This is a genomic window from Variovorax monticola, from assembly GCF_051216855.1.
In the GTDB taxonomy this organism is placed as follows: Bacteria; Pseudomonadota; Gammaproteobacteria; order Burkholderiales; family Burkholderiaceae_C; genus Variovorax.
Genome location: NZ_JBPJZP010000003.1, coordinates 373,165 through 390,718, shown reverse-complemented (window position 1 = coordinate 390,718; position 17,554 = coordinate 373,165). Strand labels below are relative to the sequence as shown.

The following is a 17,554-nucleotide window of genomic DNA, read 5'->3' as shown; positions in this document are numbered from 1 at the left end:
TTCACGAGAAGTCTTCGGCCAGTGCAGCGTCGAAGCCGGGGCGGTTCAGCAGGACCTGCGGCTCGATCAGTTCGGCTCGCAGTTGCGCGAACACGCGGGAGCAGTCGATGGTGGCGCGCAGCAGGTGCTTGGCCACGGCCATCTCGGTGATGCCGAGCCGCTGCGCGATCTCGGCGCGCGTGTGGCCGTAGGCGCGGAACAGCAGGAACACCTCGCGCCGGCGCGGCGGCAGCTTTTCCATGGTCTCGACCACGCGCGCCAGCACGCGCTGCTGGGCGACGATGTATTCGCTGGACTGCGCGGTCTGGTGGGTGCCGACGCCGTCGTGCGCGCCGGCCCATTCCTGGGCCACCTTGCGCCGCCGTGCGTCGTCGATGCAGAGGTTGCGCGCCACGCGAAACAGCAGGGCGCGCGGCGATTCGATGGCGCCGCCGGCGGCCTCGTGGCCCTCGGGCAGGGCATCGCCGCGCGCGCCGCCGCGTGCCTTGAGCGCCGCGGTGTAGACCCGCTCGAAGCTGGACTGCGCGATGTCGGCCGCGTAGTGCGGGTCTCGCAGGTCGCGGGTCAGCTGCCTGCGCAGGTCCGCATAGTGAGCTACCAGTTCCTGAACGAGGTCGCGCATCCGGCCGCCTTCTCGCAAGCATCGACGATGGACCCCAAGGTCTTTCGTCCGGGCACGGTGCGCGCCGGTTCTCCATGGCCTTGAGAGGAGTGAATAAGAACTATTCTTATTAGAGTGTATCACCGAATTGTTAGCGAAATGCATGTCCGTGTTGCGTCGGAGACGTCCCGGCAGCGCAGGCCGCGGCGCTCCCAGAGGCCGGCGGCTTGACCCGCTCGAAGCGCGGGTGATAGCCTGCCGCGGCCCTTCCGGCAGCCCAGAAAGAATTAACAACCATGAAGATTTACACGCGCCGCAGCGGCCCTGCATTCACCACTCAAGCTCACGTCCGCCGCTGGGCGCGCACCGCCTGCCATGGCGCGGTGCTGGCCTGCGCACTGCTGGCCGGCCATGCGATGGCCCAGAAGCCGCACCAGGGCGCGCTGGACGCGGCCACGCAAAGCAAGGACGAGGCGCTGAAGCTGCTCGAGCGCATGGTCAACATCGACTCGGGCTCGGCCAGCACCGAAGGCCTGGACAAGGTGCGCGAGATGGCGGTGGAAGAGCTGCGCAGGCTGGGCGCGCGCATCGAGACCTTTCCGGCCGACCCGCACCCGGGCACCAACGTGGTTGCCACGCTGACCGGCCAGGGCAAGAAGAAGATCCTGATCCTGGCGCACATGGACACCGTGTTCAAGGAAGGCACGGCCGCGGCCAAGCCCTTCTACATCAAGGACGGCCGCGCCTACGGCCCCGGCGTGATGGACGACAAGGGCGGCGTGGTGGCCGGCCTGTACGCGCTGAAGATCCTGCAGCAGATCGGTTTCAAGGACTACGGGCAGATCACCTTCCTGCTCGACACCAACGAGGAGGTGGGTTCGGTCGGCACCAGCGCGCTGATCGAGCGCGTCGCGAAGCAGCACGACGTGGCGCTCAACCTGGAGCCGGGCCGCCCGGCCGACGGCCTGGTGGTCGAACGCAAGGGCTCGGCCACCGCGCTGCTCGAAGTGAAGGGCGTTGCCGCGCATGCGGGTGTGGCGCCGGAGGCCGGGCGCAACGCCGCCATGGAACTGGCGCACCAGGTGCTGCAGCTGTCCAAGACGGCCGACGCCGCGAAGAAGACCACCGTCAACTTCACCGTGCTCACGGCCAACGGGCCGACCAACGTGATTCCAGCCGCCGCCAGCGCCAAGGCCGACGTGCGGGTGGCCACGCCCGACGAGTTCGACCGCGTCGAAAAAGACATGGTGCGCATCGCGCAGAACAAGCTCATTCCCGAGACCGAGGTGCGCGTGCGCCTGAGCCGCGGCCTGCCGCCCATGCCGCGCCTGCCTTCGTCGGACAAGCTGGTGAAGATGGCCGAGGGCATCTACGCGGAGATCGGCAGGAAGCTCACCATCGAGAGCAGCGGCGGCGCGGCCGATGCTAGCCTGGTGGCGGGGGTCGGCATTCCGGTGCTCGACGGCTTCGGCATCGTGGGCGGCGGCATCCACACGCCGGAGGAATACGCGGAGGTCGAGAGCGTGGTGCCGCGCCTGTACCTGCTCTCGCGCATGCTGATGGACCTGTCGGCGAACTAGGCACGCGCCCAGGCTTCGCGGTGCCCCTGAACGTGTCAGCCGCGCTTCGGAATGTTCAGCCCCTTGGCCACCGCGGGGCGCGCCACGAAGGCCTCGAGCACGCGCGCCACGTTCCTGAAGTCCTTGAAGCCCACCAGGTCGCCCGCTTCGTAGAAGCCGACCAGGTTGCGGATCCACGGGAAGGTGGCGATGTCGGCAATGCTGTAGTCGTCGCCCAGGATCCATTGGCGGCCGGCCAGGTGCTTGTCTAGCACGCCCAGCAGGCGCTTCGATTCGGCCACGTAGCGGTCGCGCGGGCGCTTGTCTTCGTAGTCCTTGCCGGCGAACTTGTTGAAGAAGCCGAGCTGGCCGAACATCGGTCCGATGCCGCCCATCTGGAACATCAGCCACTGCAGCGCTTCGTAGCGCCCGGCGGTGTCCTGCGGGATGAACTTGCCGGTCTTCGAAGCCAGGTACACCAGGATGGCGCCCGACTCGAACAACGGCAGCGGCTTGCCGTCGGGCCCGTTCGGGTCGAGGATGGCCGGGATCTTGTTGTTCGGGTTCAGCGACAGGAACTCGGGCGACATCTGGTCCTGCGTCTCGAAGCTCACCAGATGCACTTCGTAGGGCAGGCCGGTTTCCTCCAGCATGATCGACACCTTCACGCCGTTGGGCGTGGGCAGCGAGTAGAGCTGCAGCCGCTCGGGATGCTGCGCGGGCCACTTCCTGGTGATGGGGAAGCTCGAGAGATCGGTCATGTGTCGTCCTTGATGAAGCTCGGGTTTTGCCAAGCGCCGGATTCTGCCCGGCCCAGCCTGCCGGCGTGCGCGAAAGCGTCGCCGTGCGAGGCGGGCGTCATCAGGCCCGGCGCCCTCGGCGTTGCGCGTCAGGCGCGCTTGCGGGCAGCGGGGGCGGCTTTTGCGGGAACGGAGAACAGGTGGGTGATGGCTTGGCGCACATCGGCCTGCATGAGGTCGATGGCCTTCGCATCGCCCGACAGGTGCTTCAGCAGCGCCTGCTGGAACAGCCCGTCGAACAGCGCATAGGCGGCCGACGGCGGCAAGCCGCACGGTGCGCCGGAGAGTTCGGCGAAGCGGCTCACGATGCGCCAGATCATGTCTTCCAGGCTCTTGTCGATCTGCACCACGTCGGCGCGGAAGGCCTCTTCGAACAGCGCCTGCGAACGCAGGTCGTACCAGAGGCGGTGCACGTGGCCTTCGCCCTGCAACGTGTCGCCCAGGCTCTGCAGGAAGCCTTCCATCAGCTCGTCGTACGTGGTGGCGCTTTCCACCGCATGGTCGTAGCGCGTGACGCAGCGCGCCTTGTACTGCTTCACGCTGCAGATGATCAGGTCGACCTTGTCGCTGAAGTAGTAATGCAGCACGCCGTGCGAGAACTCGGAGTTCTGCGCGATCTCGCGCAGGCTGGTGCGCGCATAACCGAGTGCCGCCAGGGTGGTGAGCGCGGCCGCGCCGAGTTCGGCGCGCCGCTCCGAGAACTTGTCGACCCGTGTCTTGGGCACCCGTTCCGCGTGTTTCTGAACCCGTTGATGTGTCGTCATTGAAAGCCGGGCCGCATGGGTGCCGGCCACCGTGTTCCTCTTGATGCCAAACCATAGCACGCAAGCGGGAGAACCCGCATCCGGCGTAGCACGCATGGCTTTTTTTGAAACTGGACATGTGTCAAAGAAAAAATCTTGACACTCGTCAAGTCGATTTCTAGCATGGCCGCTCCATCTCACAACATATAGACAGGAGACAAGTGATGGCCAAGTTCGACTTGAAAGGGCGCAAGGCGCTCGTGACGGGCGGTGCGCGCGGCATTGGCGCGGGCATTGCCGAGGCGCTGGCGGCGGCGGGCGCGTCCGTGATGATCGGCGACGTGCTCGCCGACCTGGGGCGCGAAACCGCTGCCAGGTTGTCGACGTCGGGGGCGAAGGTGGGCTTCGTGCCGCTCGACGTCACGAAGGACGCCGACTGGGCCTCGGCCACCGCGGCCACCGTCGAGGCGCTCGGGGGCTTCGACATCCTCGTGAACAACGCCGGCATCGAGATCACCTCGCTGGTGATCGACGTCGACGGCGACGACCTGCGCCGCATGCTCGACGTGAACGTGGCCGGCACGCTGCTCGGCATGAAGCACGCGTTCCGCGCGATGCGCCCCGGCGGCAGCGCGGGCGGCGGCGGGGCGGTGGTCAACATCGCATCGGTCGCGGCCACCATCGCGTTCCCGGCCATCGCCGGTTACTCGGCCACCAAGTCGGCCGTCGACCGCGCCACGCGCGTGGCGGCCATGGAGTCCGGCAAGCTGGGCTACGGCGTGCGCGTGAACTGCATCTACCCGGGGCTGGTGCCCACCGACATGGGCATGAAGCTCGCCAGCGACATCGTGGCCGCAGGGCTCGCGCCCAGCGTCGAGGCGGCGGTGGGCGACGTGATCGGCCAGACGCCGCTCGGGCGCCTGGGCGAGGTCGGCGACATGGCCGACGTGGTGGTCTTCCTCTGCAGCGACGCGGCCCGGTTCATCACCGGCGCGGGCCTGTCGGTGGACGGCGGCATGGGCATGTGAGAACACAACGAAGGAGACACAGCATGAGCAGCAACAGCAAGAAGAAACCCGTCGTCGTCTACGGCGCCTCCGGCTACACCGGCCGCCTGATCTGCGAGTACCTGCGCGAGTACAACATCCCCTTCATCGCCGCGGGCCGCAGCGCGCAGAACGTGCACGCGGCGATGAAGTCGAACGTGCCCGGCATCGAGACGGCGAACTACGAGGTGGTGGAGGTTGCGCATTCGGTGGGAGCACTCACCGATCTGTTCACCGGTGCCTCGGTGGTGCTCAACACCGTGGGGCCGTTCGCCAGGTTCGGCCCCGAGGTGGTGCAAGCCTGCCTGGCTGCCGGGGGCCACTACACCGACACCACGGGCGAGCAGGACTGGCTCATCACCCTCGAGCGGGAATGGGGCGACAAGTTCGCCAAGGCGGGCCTGCTGCTCTCGCCCGGCCTGGCGCAGATGTACACCACCGGCGAGATCGCCGCGCAACTGTGCCTGGAGACACCCGGCCTCGACACGCTGGACATCGCCGTGTTCTGGGGCGGCAGCCCGACCATCGCGTCCACCCAGACCATCCTGGTCAACGCGGCCACGTCGAAGGCCTACTACCTGGAGCAGAACGAGTACGTCGAGTGGCAGCCCGACGCGGGCCTGTACCACCTCTCGATTCCCGGCCAGCATGAGGCGGCGCTGGCGCTGCCGTGGGGCGGCACCTCGCACCCGGTGTGGTTCAAGCGCGATCCGCGCGTGGCCAACGTGAAGGTGCTCGGCGGGGTCTTCAACAAGGCGCTGATGCAGGGCGTGCCGCTGATCGTGGCCGCCGCGCTCAAGGCCACCGAGGGCATGAACGACGACGACCGCTATGCCGCCCTGGCCAAGACGGCCGCGGGCGTGATGAACACCATGCCCCCGCGCGAGAACCCGCGCATCAACAAGTCCGTCGATTCGGTGCATGCCTCCGGCCCGCTGGGCCGCATGCACTGCGTGATCTTCGGGAACTGCAACTACAAGCAGACCGGGCTGCTGCAGGCCTATGCGGCGGCCTCCTTGCTGCAGCAGGCACCGCGGCGCGCGGGCTTCGCCTCGGGTTGCCAGGCTTTCGGGCATCGCGAGCTGCTGGGCGCGCTGCGCAGCTTCGGGCTGGTGCAGGAGCCCGTGCTCACGCGGCTGGGCTGACCGCCATGCGCCTCGTCGACTACCTCGACAAGGGCGCCCAGCTGGGCGCCCATGCGCCGTGCCTGACCCTGGGCGGCACCGACCTGAGCTATGCCCAGGTGCAGCGCATCAGCTGGCGCGTGGCGCGCGGCCTGCAGCGCGCCGGCATCCGGCCAGGGGACAAGGTGGCCGTGCTTTCGAGCAACGATGCGATGGCATTCGCCACGGTGTTCGGCATCTCGCGCGCGGGCTGCGTGTGGTGCCCGATCAACCCGCGCAACGAGGCGAGCGAGAACGCCTTCGTGCTCGACGCCTTCGACTGCGCATGCCTGGTCTTTCACGGCAACTACGCGGCCATGGTCGAGCAGATGCGCCCGCAGCTGCCCCAGCTGCGCGCGCTGGTCTGCCTGGACACGCCGCAGGCCTTCGCACCCACGCTGGACGAGTGGCTGCAAGGGCTGGACGATTCACCGCTCGACATTGCGCCGACCGACGACGTGGCCATGATCGCCGGCACCGGCGGCACCACCGGACAGCCCAAGGGCGTGATGCTGTCGGGCCGCAACCTGGAAGCCATGTCCGCGCTCACGCTGATGGGCTACCCGTTCGAGGGCCGGCCCGCCTACCTGGCGCTCGCGCCGCTCACGCATGCCGCCGGCGTGCTGTGCCTGCCGGTGATGGCGCTGGGCGGCCGGGTGGTGATCATGCCCAGGCCCGACCTGGGCGAGTTCCTCGGGCTCATCGAGGAACACCGCATCACCCACACCTTCCTGCCGCCCACGCTGATCTACATGCTGCTGCAGCACCCGCAGCTGGCCGCCACGGCGCTCGAGTCACTGCAGTGCTTCTGGTACGGCGCGGCGCCGATGTCCACCGCGCGGCTCGAAGAGGCGCTGCAAAAAATCGGCCCGGTCATGGCGCAGCTCTTCGGCCAGACCGAGGCGCCGATGATGATCTCGATGATGTCGCCGCGCGACCATTTCAACGCCGACGGCTCGGTCGCCGTGCAGCGCCTGGCGTCGGCGGGGCGCCCGGGCCCGCTGGTGCAGGTGGGCGTGATGAACGGCGACGGCGCGCTGCTGCCCACCGGCGAGAGCGGCGAGATCGTGGTGCGCGGCTCGCTCGTGATGCGGGGCTACTACAAGGACCCGCGCGCCACCGAGGAAGCCTCGCGTTTCGGCTGGCACCACACGGGCGACATCGGCCATCTCGACACCGACGGTTTTCTCTACATCGTGGACCGCGCCAAGGACATGATCATCTCGGGCGGCTTCAACGTGTATTCCGCCGAGGTGGAGCAGGTGCTGATGCAGCATCCCGACGTGCAGGACAGCGCGGTGGTGGGCCTGCCCGACGAGAAGTGGGGCGAGCGCGTCGTCGCCGTGCTGCAGCTCCACGCCGGCCGGCAGGTGGACGTGGACGACATCAAGGCCTTCGTCAAGGCGCGCATCGGCAGCGTGAAAGCGCCCAAGCAGATCGAGGTGTGGCTCGACCTGCCGCGCTCCAAGGTGGGCAAGGTGCTGAAGAAGGACGTGCGCTCGGCGCTGCTGGCGGCGGCGCCGCGCTGAGCGGGCTGCGCAAGCTGTGCAAGCTGCGCAGGCTCAGGCGCGTTGGTACAGCTCCTGGTGCGCCTTGCGCAGCTCGAACTTCTGGATCTTGCCCGTGGAGGTCATCGGCAGCGCCGGCAGGAAGACGATTTCCTTCGGCACCTCGAAGCCGCCGAGGTGTGCCTTGCAATGCGCCGTGAGCGCGGCCTCGTCGAAGTCCGCGGGCGCATCGGGGTGCCGCGTGACGAAGGCCGTGATGGCTTCGCCCCAATGCGCATGGGGCAGGCCCACAACGGCCGCGTTCATCACGGCGGGGTGGCGCAGCAGCACCTCCTCGACCTTGATCGACGGCACGTTCTCGCCGCCCGACTTCACCATGTCTTTCAAGCGGTCGAGGAAGATGAGCTGTCCGTCCTCGTCCATCTTGCCCAGGTCGCCCGAGTGGTGCCAGCCGAAGCGCTGGGCGCTGGCGGTGGCTTCGGGGTCTTTGTAGTAGCCGAGCATCACGTTGGGCCCGCGAAAGACGATTTCGCCGACCTGGTTCGCCGCGAGCAACTCGCCGTCGTCGCCCATCACCGAGACCTCGTTCACCAGCGTGCCTACGCCCCAGTAGGAGCCGAAGCGCTTGCGCTGTTCGTGCACTTCGAAGAGGGTCGCGCCCGGGTACATCTCGGTCTGCCCGGACACCAGCGCGAAGTTGGGGCAGAACTCTTCGAGCAGGCGCAGCAGCAGCGTGCGCGACATGGGGGCCATCGCGTACACGCACAGCCGCAGGCTCGAGAGGTCGCGCGACACGCGCTGCGGGTGGGCCAGCAGCGCGCCGTACATCATCGGCAGGCCGACCATCACGGTGATGCGGTGACGTTCGATGGCGCCGAGCACCGCGCCGGGGTCGAAGCCGCGCAGCACGACCAGCGTGCCGCCCACCGCGAGCGCGGACATCAGCACGGTGTGCTGGCCGCAATGGAACAGCGGCAGCACGCTGCTCCATACGTCGGCGCGCTCCGGGCTGCTGCCCCATTCGACCATGTTGCTCAGCAGCACCGAATGCACCGACGCATGCGAATGCATCACGCCCTTCTGGCGGCCGGTGGTGCCGCTGGTGTACATGATGAGCGCGAGTTGCGTGCTGTCGATGGGCACGTCGGGCAGCGTCCGAGGGCCCTGCGCGATGGCCTGCGCCACGGTGGCGACACCGGGCGGCGGCGTGTCGCCGTCGAGCACGCACAGCAGCGGCGCGATGCCTGCGCCGTCGAGCAGTGCGCGCAGCTCGGGCCTGGCATGCAGCGCGGTGTCGATCACCAAATGGCGCACCTCGGCGTGCGCGAGGATGTAGCCGACCGCGTCCACCGCCAGCGCGGTGTTGATGGGCACCCACACCAGCCCCGCCTTCTGGATGCCCAGCAAGGCGACCACCATCTCGATGGAGTTGTTGCACAGCATGCCCACGCGGTCGCCGCCCTGCAGGCCCAGGCCGAGCAGGTGGTACGCGAAGCGGTTCGACGCGGCGTCGAGCTCGCCGTACGTCATGCGGTGCTCGCCCTCGATCAGCGCGGTGCGCGTGCCGAAGCGCCGCGCGCTGCGGTGCACCACGTCACCCAGCGCAACGCGCGAGATGCGGGGGTGGAACTGCGAGGGCGCGGGGCCCGTGTCGGCTGCAGTCATGCTCTGTGTCTCCGGTCTTCTGTGGTGTGCGCAGGCTAAGGCCGGCCTCCCACCGCGTCTTGCGAAGACTGGCTACACGAGGGGGCGGCTTCGGCGGCCATGCCGTCGGGCCCCAACGGCTACAGTGGCCCGCATGCTCAAACACCTCTCCGCCACCACCGGCCGCCAGCGCTTTCTCTATGGCGGAATCGCCGCTGCGGCAGTGGCCGCCGCACTGGCGCCGGTGCCCATGAGCGGCATGGCGCGCGGGCTGGCCGGGTGGTGCGCGGGGGTGCTGGTGTACCAGGTGCTGACCTGGTGGCTGGCCGACACCTTCGACGCGGCGAAGACCCGCGAGCGGGCGCAGCAACTGGACCAGCCCAACTTCGTGATCCTGGTGTCGATGCTGGTGGTGGTGGCGGTGAGCGTGGTGGCCATCGCCATGCTGCTGCAGCAGGTCAAGCAGTTGAACGGCTGGGAGCGCGCGGTGCACGTCGCGCTGGGGCTGGTGTCGCTGGCGGGCTCGTGGCTGATGATTCACACCATCTACGCCTTTCACTACGCGCACCGCTACTACATCGACCAGAAGGGCGGCAGGCCCGACGGCGGGCTCGACTTTCCGGGCAAGGACGACGCGCCCGACTACTTCGACTTTCTGTATTACTCGTTCGTGATCGGCATGACCTCGCAGGTGTCCGACGTGCAGGCCACCTCCAGGGAGATGCGGCGCCTCACGCTGTTCCACAGCGTGCTGGCGTTCGCGTTCAACATGCTGGTGCTGGCGCTGTCGGTCAACGTGGTGGCCGGCGCGATGTAGCCGCTCAGGCAGCGCGCTTGCGCGGCATGCCCAGCTTGACGATGCCCGTCGACAGCGCCACGCCGCACACGATCACCGCCGCGCAGATCAGCATCCACTGCGTGATGCGCTCGTCGAGGAACACCGCGCCGTAGAACAGCGCGAACACCGGTACCAGGAAGGTCACGGTCAGCGCGCGGGCCGGGCCGGCGCGCTCGATCAGGCGAAAGAACAGGATGTAGGCCACGCCTGTGCAGGCGATGCCCAGGGCCAGCAGCGCGAGCCAGGCGCGCAGGCTGGGCATCTGCGCGGGCCACAGCCAGATCGCCGGCAGGGCCAGGAACAGCGTGGCACCCAATTGGCTGCCGGTGGCCGTGGTCAGCGCTGGCACACCGCCCAGGTGGGCGCGCGCGGCGCTGGCCGAGATGCCGTAGCACAGGCATGCGCCCAGGCAGGCCAGCACCGCCCACAACGCCGCATGGCCGCTGGCGCCCGCATGCAGGCCGGCGCTGCGGCTGGCCAGCATGGCGACGCCGGCAAAGCCTATCGCCAGGCCGACGATGCGCGAGCCCGCGGGGCGTTCGCGAAACCATGCCCACGCCACCAGCGCACCGAACATCGGCGTGGTCGCGTTGAGCACGGCGGCCAAGCCGGTGTTGATGGTCAGCAGCGCGAAGCAGAACAGCGCGAAGGGCATGCCCGAGTTGAAGACGCCGACAGCGAAGCTGGCTTTCCAATGCTTGGCGAGGCTGGCCCCCTGGCCTCGCAGCAGCGCGATGGGCAACAGGAACAGCGCGGCGATGGCCACGCGCACCGCGGCCGCCGGCAGCGCACCGAACTCGGCCGCGCCGATGCGCATGAAGAGAAAGGACGCGCCCCACAGCGCGCCCAGCAGCACCAGGTCGATGAGCCAGGCCGTGGGTGCGAGGGGTTTGGCGGCGATGTTGTTGTTGGTTGTGGTGGTCATGCGTCGTCGGTTCTTCTTCGGTGCCCGGCGCTCAGAGCGCCTTCTCTAGCGTGAGCAGGGCGGTCTTGCGCTCGAGCCCGCCAGCGTAACCGGTCAGCGAACCGTCGGCGCCCAGCACGCGGTGGCAGGGCACGATCACGCTGATCGGGTTGCGTCCCACGGCTGCGCCCACCGCGCGCACCGCCGCCGGGTTGCCCACGTTCACGCTCAGCGCGCCGTAGCTGGTGGTGGCCCCGGCCGGAATGGCCAGCAGTTGCTGCCACACGCTCTGCTGGAAGGCGGTGCCGTGCGACAGGTCGAGCGTCATGTCGAAGCTGTCGCGCTTGCCAGCGAAGTAGTCGTGCAGTTGCGCGGCCGCCTCGACCAGCGCCGGGTGGTCGTCCTGGGTGATCCAGCCCGCGGTGTCGGGCCAGTGGCGCTGCTGGTCGAACCAGACGCCGGCCAGGCCCTGGTCGGTGGCCGCCATCGTCATGCCGCCCAGCGGCGTGTCGAGGTGCGAGGTGTAGATGACTTTGCTCTTGAACTTCATGGCAGTTCAGGCGGTGAGGCCTGCCGTGGTGACGAGGGGAGATGCCGCGGCCGCCGCCTCGGCGGCTGGCAATGCGGAAGAAGGAGAGGGCCCATGCCAGGCGCGCAGCACCGCGTAGCTGCGCCATGGCCGCCAGGCCTGGGAGGCCTCGCTGGCGGCGCGCGCCGTGGTCACGCCCAGCGCCTTCTGCAGCGCGACGTCGCCGGCCGGAAAGGCGTCGGGCCAGCGCAGCGCACGCATGGCGATGTACTGCGCGGTCCAGGCGCCGATGCCCGGCAGTTCCTGCAGCGCGGCGATGGTCGAGGGCACGTCGGCGCCCGCATGCAGCGCCAGCTTGCCGGCCACCACGTGCTGGGCAATGGCGTGCAGCGCGGCCTGCCGCTGGCGCACGATGCCGAGCTGGCCCAGGGCATCGCCGCTGGCCGCGGCAATGGCGGCGGGCGTGGGGAACAGCCGGTTCAGCCCATCGACCGGCGTGGCCATCGGCTCGCCGAAGGCCTCGACCAGCCGCGAGCCCAGCGTGCGCGCCGCGGCCACCGTGACCTGCTGGCCCAGCACCGCGCGCACCGCCAGCTCGAAGCCGTCGACAGCGCCGGGCACGCGCAGCCCGTCGCCGTGCGGAAAGGCCGCATGCAGCGCCGCGTTGATGGCCATCGGCTCGGCATCGAGGTCGAACAGGGCGCGCGCCCGGCTGATGACGATGGGCAGCACCGCGGCGAGCGAGTCGCTGACCGACAGCAGCACCAGTTCGCGCGCCAGGTCGAAGCGCAACTGCATCCAGCCGGCATGCGCCTGCGTGCCCTGCTGGACGCGCAGGGTGCGGGTCAGCTTCACGTAGGTGGGCGTGCTGCCCTTGACGGGCGCCTTGCCGTCGGCGGTGGTCACGACCTCCACGCCGCGCAGCGCGCGGCGCGCGAAGAACGCGAGCATGGCGTTGGCGTCGTACGGCGGCCTGAACCCCAGCCGCACCTCGATGGCCCTGGCCTTGTCGCCTTCGGCCGCCACGCCGCCGGCCCTGCGCAGCGCGCTCGGGTTCAGGCCGTAGTGTTCGACGAACGCCGCGTTGAAGCGGCGCACGCTCGCAAAGCCGCTGGCCAGCGCCACCTGCGTCATCGGCAGGCGGGTGTCGGCGATCAACTGCTTGGCGGCCAGCAGGCGGCGCGTTTGCAGGTACTGCAGGGGCGACACGCCGAACTGCACCTCGAAGATGCGGCGCAGGTGGCGGTCGCTCACGCCGAGCCGCGCGGCGATCTGCGCGGCGCCGGGGCCGTCTTGCGACCACGCGTCGGGCTCGTCGATGAGCCGTGCCGCCTGCAGCGCGAGGATGCGCGAGGCGTCCTCGGTCGACCAGCTGGCCGCACGCGGTGCCAGCTCGGGCCGGCAGCGCAGGCAGGGGCGGAACCCCGCCGCCTCGGCTTGTGCCGCGTGGCGGAAGAAGCGGCAGTTCTCGCGCCGCGGCAGCTTCACGCGGCAGACCGGGCGGCAATAGATGCCGGTGGAAGTCACCGCGGTGAAGAACGACCCGTCGAAGCGCGCGTCGTGCGTCTTCATCGCCAGGTAGCAGGCGTCGCTCTCGAGCGCTTCGTGGGGTGTGTGTGCGGCAGGCATGGGGAAATGATACGGTTTCGACTCGTTTCAACTGGCCGTTTTCGGACATGTGCCCCTCCGGGGCGTTGCCTACAATGCCCCGTTCGCAAAACCAACCGGGAAACGCCTTTCATGCAGCTCAGCGCGTCGATCTTCAAGGCCTATGACATTCGCGGCGTCGTGCCCGTCACTCTCGATGCCGACGTGGCAGAAGCGCTCGGCCGGGCCTTCGGCAGCGCCGCGCGCGCAGCCGGTGAAAAGTCGGTGGCGGTGGGTCGTGACGGCCGCCTGTCGGGGCCCGCGCTGGCCGAAGCGCTGATCAGGGGCCTGGTGGCCACCGGCGTCGAAGTGATCGACGTGGGCGCGGTCACCACCCCCATGCTGTATTTCGCGGCCCACACGCTGTGCACCAGCGGCATCCAGGTGACGGGCAGCCACAACCCCAAGGACTACAACGGCTTCAAGATGGTGCTGGCCGGCCGCGCGATCTACGGCGACGAGATCCAGGGCCTGCGCAAGACCATCGAAGCCGGCACCGCGCAACTCGCCCCCGGCGGCAGCGTGCGCAAGGTCGACGTGACCGAGGCGTACGTGAAGCGCATCGCCGGCGACATCAAGCTGGCCCGGCCCATGAAGATCGTGGTCGATTCGGGCAACGGCATCGCCGGTGCGTCGGCCCCGGCCATCTTCCGCGCCATCGGCTGCGAAGTGACCGAGCTGTTCAGCGAGGTGGACGGCAACTTCCCCAACCACCACCCCGACCCGAGCAAGCCCGAGAACCTCAAGGACCTGATGGCTGCGCTGGCCAGGGGCGACGCCGAACTGGGCCTGGCCTTCGACGGCGACGGCGACCGGCTGGGCATCGTCACCAAGGACGGCCAGAACATCTTTCCCGACCGCCAGATGCAGCTCTTCGCGCAGGACGTTCTGTCGCGTGTGCCGGGCGGCACCATCGTCTACGACGTGAAGTGCTCGCAGCGCCTGGCGCCGGCCATCGAGGCCGCGGGCGGCAAGCCCATGATCTACAAGACCGGTCATTCGCTGATCAAGGCGAAGATGAAGGAAATCGATTCGCCGCTGGGCGGCGAAATGAGCGGCCACATCTTCTTCAAGGAGCGCTGGTTCGGCTTCGACGACGGCACCTATGCGGGTTGCCGCCTGCTGGAAATATTGAGCAAGAGCCCGGACGCGAACGCCGTGCTCAACGCGCTGCCCACCAGCTTCTCCACGCCCGAGCTGAACGTGGCCTGCGCCGAAGGCGAGCCGCACACCGTGGTCGAGCAGCTCGTGAAGGGCGCGAGCTTTGCGCCGCCCGCCCAGGTGTCGACCATCGACGGCCTGCGCGTGGACTGGCCCGACGGCTTCGGCTTGATTCGCGCGTCCAACACCACCCCCGTGCTGGTGCTGCGCTTCGAAGGCCAGACCGATGCGGCGTTGAAGCGCATCGAGGCCGAGATGCTGGCGCTGTTGAGAACCGCAAAGCCCGACGCCAGGCTGGCCGAAGCCTCCCACTGAACTGAGCCTGTGCGTTCCTTGTTGCTTCGCCTCTACGGCGTCTTCACCACCGTTGTGCAACCGCTGGTTCGCCGCAAGCTGCGGCGCCGCGCGCAGGCGGAGCCTGGCTACGGCGTGGCCGTGGAGGAGCGCTTCGGGCACTACGACGAGTCCACCACCGGGCAGGCCCAGTGCTGGGTGCATGCCGTGTCGCTCGGCGAAACGCGCGCCGCCGCCATCCTGATCGCCGAACTGCGCCGCCAGTACCCCGGCATTCCCATCCTGCTGACGCACGGCACCGCCACCGGCCGCGAAGAGGGTGCTAAGCTGCTCGAACCCGGCGACACGCAGGTGTGGCAGCCCTGGGACACGCCGGGCGCCGTGAGGCGTTTCCTGGACAAGTTCCAGCCCCGCATCGGCGTGCTGATGGAAACCGAGGTCTGGCCCGTGATGGCTGCGGCCTGCGCCGCGCGCCGCATCCCGCTGGTGCTGGCCAATGCACGGCTCAGCGAAAAGTCGCTGGCCGCCGCCGAGCGCCTGGCCTGGCTGTCGCGGCCCGCCTATTCGGCGCTCACCGCCGTGTGGGCGCAGACGGAGGCCGATTCGCACCGCCTGGTGTCGCTGGGCGCCAAGGTCGCCGGCGTGTACGGCAACCTGAAGTTCGACGCCACGCCCGACGAGCGCCAGCTCACCGCGGCCGTGTCGCTGCGCGAGCGGCTGCCCAAGCCGATGGTGGTGCTCGCAAGCTCGCGCGACGGCGAAGAGCGCATGCTGCTGGAGGTGCTCAAGCGCTTCGGCGCCACGCAACCGGTGCCGCCGGAGCAGGGCGCCGTACGGTCGATTGCCAAGCGGGTGCACGACGTGCAATGGATGATCGTGCCGCGCCATCCGCAGCGCTTCGACGAAGTGGCCGCGCTGATCGAGGCCGAAGGCTTTGCCGTGGCGCGCCGCAGCGCGGCGGGGCAGCCGGCCGAGGCAGAAATTTGGCTGGGCGATTCGCTCGGGGAGATGGCGCTGTACTACGGTTTGGCCGACGTGGCGCTGCTTGGCGGCAGCTTCGAGCCGTTGGGTGGGCAGAACCTGATCGAGCCGGCGGCCTGCGGCTGCCCGGTGGTGATGGGGCCGTCGACGTTCAACTTCGCGGAAGCATCGCAACTGTCGCTGGCGGCTGGTGCGTCGCTGCGTGTCGAGGGCATGGAGCAGGCGGTGACGGCGGCGCTGAAGCTGGTCGAGAACCCGGAGCGCCGCGCCGTGATGGCGCAGGCCGCGATGGGTTTTGCTTCGTCGAACCGCGGGGCTGCCGAGCGCACGGCGACCGCGGTGCTGGCGATTGCGCAGGCGGCGGAGCCGGTCGCGACCGCCGCAGCGCCGCTTGACGGCGGCGAACCGCAGCGCGCGGAACCCACGCTGGACTGAGTTTGTATTTGCTCCTTCCCCTTCCGGGGGAAGGCTGGGATGGGGGCAAGCGCCCAACGAGCGCTGTGAGAGGGTCAGGGCCGTCGTGCCCCCACCCCGACCCTCCCCAGAGGGGGAGGGAGAAAGACCAATGCCTCAGCGCACCGGCGGATTCAGGATCACCGGCGGCACGGGTGCCGTCGGCATCACCGGCGCCGGCGGGTTGAACGGCTGCACCGGTACGGGCGGAATCACCGGAATGCTCCGCGGCGCGACCGGCACTGCGGGCGACGTGCCTGTGTCCGTGCGATCGGGCGCCGTGGCCGCAGGCACCGCGGGCACGCTGCCGTTGCTCGCCAGCGTCGCGTTGATCGCGTTCATGTCGTTTGTCGTCAGCGTGCCGTTGGCCTGGCGCAGCTTGAGGTTGCCCAGCAGCACGTTGTAGCGCGCCTGCGCCAGGTCGCGCTTGGTCTGGAACAGCTGGCTCTGCGAGTTCAACACGTCGATGTTGATGCGCACACCCACCTGGTAGCCCAGCCGGTTGGCCTCCAGCGCGCTCTGGCTCGACGATTCGGCCGCCTCCAGCGCCTTCACCTGGCCCGCGCCCGACACCAGCCCGAGGTACGCCGCGCGCGTGGCCTGCGCCACGTTGCGGCGGGTGCCTTCGAACACGCTGCGCGACTGGTCTTCGAGCGCCAGCGTTTCCTTGATGCGGTTCTCGGTGGCGAAGCCGGCGAACAGCGGCAGGTTGAAGACCACGCCCACCGTGGCGGCATTGGCGCGCGTGCCCACCGTGCTGGTGGTGGTGCCGGTCGGGTTGCGCGTGACGTTGTAGCCCAGGTTGGCGTCCAGCGTGGGCTTGTGGCCGGCCTTGGCCTTTTCCACTTCGAGCCCTGCCACGTCGACGCCCAGGCGCGCCTGCTGGATCGCCGGATGCACGCTGTCGGCCTGCGCGACCCAGGCATTGATGTCCGCAGGCAGGGCCGTGGGCAGCACCACCGGCACCGCGAGCGGCACGGGCACGCTGCCGGGGCGCCCGACCAGCTGGTCGAGCACCACCTTCTTCACCTGCAGGTCGTTCTCGGCGGCGATTTCCTGCGCAATGACCAGGTCGTAGCGGGCCTGGGCCTCGCGCGAGTCGGTGATGGTCGAGGTGCCGACCTCGAAGTTGCGCTTGGCCGACGCCAGTTGCTCGGCCACGGCCACCTTCTGCGCCCGCACCAGGGCCAGGCTGTCCTGGCTCGCGAGCACGTCGAAGTAAGCCTGGCTCACGCGCACGATCAGGTCCTGCTCGGCGATGGTGAACACCGCCTGCGCGATGTCGGCCTGGCGCTTGCCCTGCTCGTAGGTCGCCCAGTTGGCGGGCCGGTACAGCGGCTGCGTGGCGTTGATGCCGACGTTCTGCGTGTTGAAGTCGCGCGGCGTGGTGGTGCCGCGGCCGCTGCCCGTGAGGGTGTCGATCTCGATGTCGCTGCGCGACACGCCGGCCGTGAGGCCGACCGCCGGCAGGATGCCGGCCTTGGCCTGCGCGGCGCGCGCCACGTTGGCGTCGTACTGGGCCCGCGCGCCCTGGTATGTGGCGTCGTAGCCGCGGGCGGCGTCATACAGTTCGTTCAGTGTCTGGCTCTGGGCCGGCAATGCGAGCAGTGCTGCGAAGGTGCTTGCGAGCGCTGCGGTAAGAGGCGAAAGCCGGGGCCTGGAAGGCATTGAACGTCCTTGAGA

The 17,554-nt window shown here is 69.1% G+C and carries 15 protein-coding genes; 7 read left to right on the top strand and 8 right to left on the bottom strand.

Features of this window, described 5'->3' with window-relative positions:
- Window position 1: 1 nt before the first annotated feature.
- On the bottom strand, window positions 2-622 hold the full coding sequence (locus ACSFA5_RS13070) for an RNA polymerase sigma factor (RefSeq protein ID WP_435444466.1): 621 nt from the start codon (window positions 620-622) through the stop codon (window positions 2-4).
- Window positions 623-897: 275 nt separating this feature from the next.
- On the opposite strand from ACSFA5_RS13070, the gene ACSFA5_RS13065 reads away from it, so the two are divergent.
- Complete coding sequence (locus ACSFA5_RS13065) at window positions 898-2,181, top strand: glutamate carboxypeptidase (RefSeq protein ID WP_435444465.1); 1,284 nt, start codon at window positions 898-900, stop codon at window positions 2,179-2,181.
- Window positions 2,182-2,216: 35 nt separating this feature from the next.
- Here the strand turns inward: ACSFA5_RS13065 and ACSFA5_RS13060 are convergent, their stop codons facing one another.
- Entirely contained in the window at window positions 2,217-2,921 is a 705-nt protein-coding gene (locus tag ACSFA5_RS13060) for a glutathione S-transferase N-terminal domain-containing protein (RefSeq protein ID WP_435444464.1), read from the bottom strand.
- A gap of 128 nt (window positions 2,922-3,049) precedes the next feature.
- On the bottom strand, window positions 3,050-3,685 hold the full coding sequence (locus ACSFA5_RS13055) for a TetR/AcrR family transcriptional regulator (protein ID WP_435444463.1): 636 nt from the start codon (window positions 3,683-3,685) through the stop codon (window positions 3,050-3,052).
- Window positions 3,686-3,927: 242 nt separating this feature from the next.
- Here ACSFA5_RS13055 and ACSFA5_RS13050 point away from each other — a divergent pair, with 242 nt between their 5' ends.
- From ACSFA5_RS13050 to ACSFA5_RS13040, 3 genes are read left to right on the top strand one after another with little or no spacing between them, the layout of a single operon-like run.
- On the top strand, window positions 3,928-4,731 hold the full coding sequence (locus tag ACSFA5_RS13050) for an SDR family NAD(P)-dependent oxidoreductase (protein ID WP_435444462.1): 804 nt from the start codon (window positions 3,928-3,930) through the stop codon (window positions 4,729-4,731).
- A 23-nt stretch (window positions 4,732-4,754) separates the two neighbouring features.
- Entirely contained in the window at window positions 4,755-5,894 is a 1,140-nt protein-coding gene (locus ACSFA5_RS13045; protein ID WP_435444461.1) for a DUF5938 domain-containing protein, read from the top strand.
- Window positions 5,895-5,899: 5 nt separating this feature from the next.
- Entirely contained in the window at window positions 5,900-7,441 is a 1,542-nt protein-coding gene (locus ACSFA5_RS13040) for an acyl-CoA synthetase (protein ID WP_435444460.1), read from the top strand.
- Between the two features lie 33 nt (window positions 7,442-7,474).
- Here the strand turns inward: ACSFA5_RS13040 and ACSFA5_RS13035 are convergent, their stop codons facing one another.
- Complete coding sequence (locus ACSFA5_RS13035; protein ID WP_435444459.1) at window positions 7,475-9,085, bottom strand: class I adenylate-forming enzyme family protein; 1,611 nt, start codon at window positions 9,083-9,085, stop codon at window positions 7,475-7,477.
- 133 nt (window positions 9,086-9,218) lie between these two features.
- Here ACSFA5_RS13035 and ACSFA5_RS13030 point away from each other — a divergent pair, with 133 nt between their 5' ends.
- Window positions 9,219-9,881, top strand: coding sequence for a DUF1345 domain-containing protein (locus ACSFA5_RS13030; RefSeq protein ID WP_435444458.1), 663 nt, complete (start codon window positions 9,219-9,221; stop codon window positions 9,879-9,881).
- A gap of 4 nt (window positions 9,882-9,885) precedes the next feature.
- On the opposite strand, the gene ACSFA5_RS13025 is transcribed toward ACSFA5_RS13030, so the two are convergent.
- Genes ACSFA5_RS13025 through ACSFA5_RS13015 form a run of 3 tightly spaced genes read right to left on the bottom strand, consistent with a single transcriptional unit; the run spans window position 9,886 to window position 12,964 of the window.
- On the bottom strand, window positions 9,886-10,827 hold the full coding sequence (locus ACSFA5_RS13025; RefSeq protein WP_435444457.1) for a DMT family transporter: 942 nt from the start codon (window positions 10,825-10,827) through the stop codon (window positions 9,886-9,888).
- A 31-nt stretch (window positions 10,828-10,858) separates the two neighbouring features.
- Window positions 10,859-11,356: a methylated-DNA--[protein]-cysteine S-methyltransferase gene (locus ACSFA5_RS13020; protein ID WP_435444456.1), complete on the bottom strand. Its 498-nt coding sequence runs from the start codon at window positions 11,354-11,356 to the stop codon at window positions 10,859-10,861.
- Between the two features lie 6 nt (window positions 11,357-11,362).
- The gene (locus ACSFA5_RS13015) at window positions 11,363-12,964 is read right to left on the bottom strand and encodes a DNA-3-methyladenine glycosylase 2 family protein (RefSeq protein ID WP_435444455.1); all 1,602 of its coding nucleotides are present in this window, start codon (window positions 12,962-12,964) and stop codon (window positions 11,363-11,365) included.
- A gap of 111 nt (window positions 12,965-13,075) precedes the next feature.
- On the opposite strand from ACSFA5_RS13015, the gene ACSFA5_RS13010 reads away from it, so the two are divergent.
- Together ACSFA5_RS13010 and ACSFA5_RS13005 are read left to right on the top strand one after the other, a co-directional pair.
- The gene (locus tag ACSFA5_RS13010; protein ID WP_435444454.1) at window positions 13,076-14,458 is read left to right on the top strand and encodes a phosphomannomutase/phosphoglucomutase; all 1,383 of its coding nucleotides are present in this window, start codon (window positions 13,076-13,078) and stop codon (window positions 14,456-14,458) included.
- 9 nt (window positions 14,459-14,467) lie between these two features.
- The gene (locus ACSFA5_RS13005) at window positions 14,468-15,853 is read left to right on the top strand and encodes a 3-deoxy-D-manno-octulosonic acid transferase (RefSeq protein WP_435444453.1); all 1,386 of its coding nucleotides are present in this window, start codon (window positions 14,468-14,470) and stop codon (window positions 15,851-15,853) included.
- A gap of 135 nt (window positions 15,854-15,988) precedes the next feature.
- Here the strand turns inward: ACSFA5_RS13005 and ACSFA5_RS13000 are convergent, their stop codons facing one another.
- Window positions 15,989-17,539 (bottom strand): TolC family outer membrane protein, encoded by a 1,551-nt coding sequence (locus tag ACSFA5_RS13000; RefSeq protein WP_435444452.1) that lies wholly within the window; start codon window positions 17,537-17,539, stop codon window positions 15,989-15,991.
- Window positions 17,540-17,554 lie beyond the last annotated feature (15 nt).

Coding starts and splice junctions, on each gene's coding strand:
- ACSFA5_RS13070 (WP_435444466.1), bottom strand. CDS start 622: ATGCGCGACCTCGTTCAGGAACTGGTAGCTCACTATGCGGACCTGCGC.
- ACSFA5_RS13065 (WP_435444465.1), top strand. CDS start 898: ATGAAGATTTACACGCGCCGCAGCGGCCCTGCATTCACCACTCAAGCT.
- ACSFA5_RS13060 (WP_435444464.1), bottom strand. CDS start 2,921: ATGACCGATCTCTCGAGCTTCCCCATCACCAGGAAGTGGCCCGCGCAG.
- ACSFA5_RS13050 (WP_435444462.1), top strand. CDS start 3,928: ATGGCCAAGTTCGACTTGAAAGGGCGCAAGGCGCTCGTGACGGGCGGT.
- ACSFA5_RS13045 (WP_435444461.1), top strand. CDS start 4,755: ATGAGCAGCAACAGCAAGAAGAAACCCGTCGTCGTCTACGGCGCCTCC.
- ACSFA5_RS13040 (WP_435444460.1), top strand. CDS start 5,900: ATGCGCCTCGTCGACTACCTCGACAAGGGCGCCCAGCTGGGCGCCCAT.
- ACSFA5_RS13035 (WP_435444459.1), bottom strand. CDS start 9,085: ATGACTGCAGCCGACACGGGCCCCGCGCCCTCGCAGTTCCACCCCCGC.
- ACSFA5_RS13030 (WP_435444458.1), top strand. CDS start 9,219: ATGCTCAAACACCTCTCCGCCACCACCGGCCGCCAGCGCTTTCTCTAT.
- ACSFA5_RS13025 (WP_435444457.1), bottom strand. CDS start 10,827: ATGACCACCACAACCAACAACAACATCGCCGCCAAACCCCTCGCACCC.
- ACSFA5_RS13020 (WP_435444456.1), bottom strand. CDS start 11,356: ATGAAGTTCAAGAGCAAAGTCATCTACACCTCGCACCTCGACACGCCG.
- ACSFA5_RS13015 (WP_435444455.1), bottom strand. CDS start 12,964: ATGCCTGCCGCACACACACCCCACGAAGCGCTCGAGAGCGACGCCTGC.
- ACSFA5_RS13010 (WP_435444454.1), top strand. CDS start 13,076: ATGCAGCTCAGCGCGTCGATCTTCAAGGCCTATGACATTCGCGGCGTC.
- ACSFA5_RS13000 (WP_435444452.1), bottom strand. CDS start 17,539: ATGCCTTCCAGGCCCCGGCTTTCGCCTCTTACCGCAGCGCTCGCAAGC.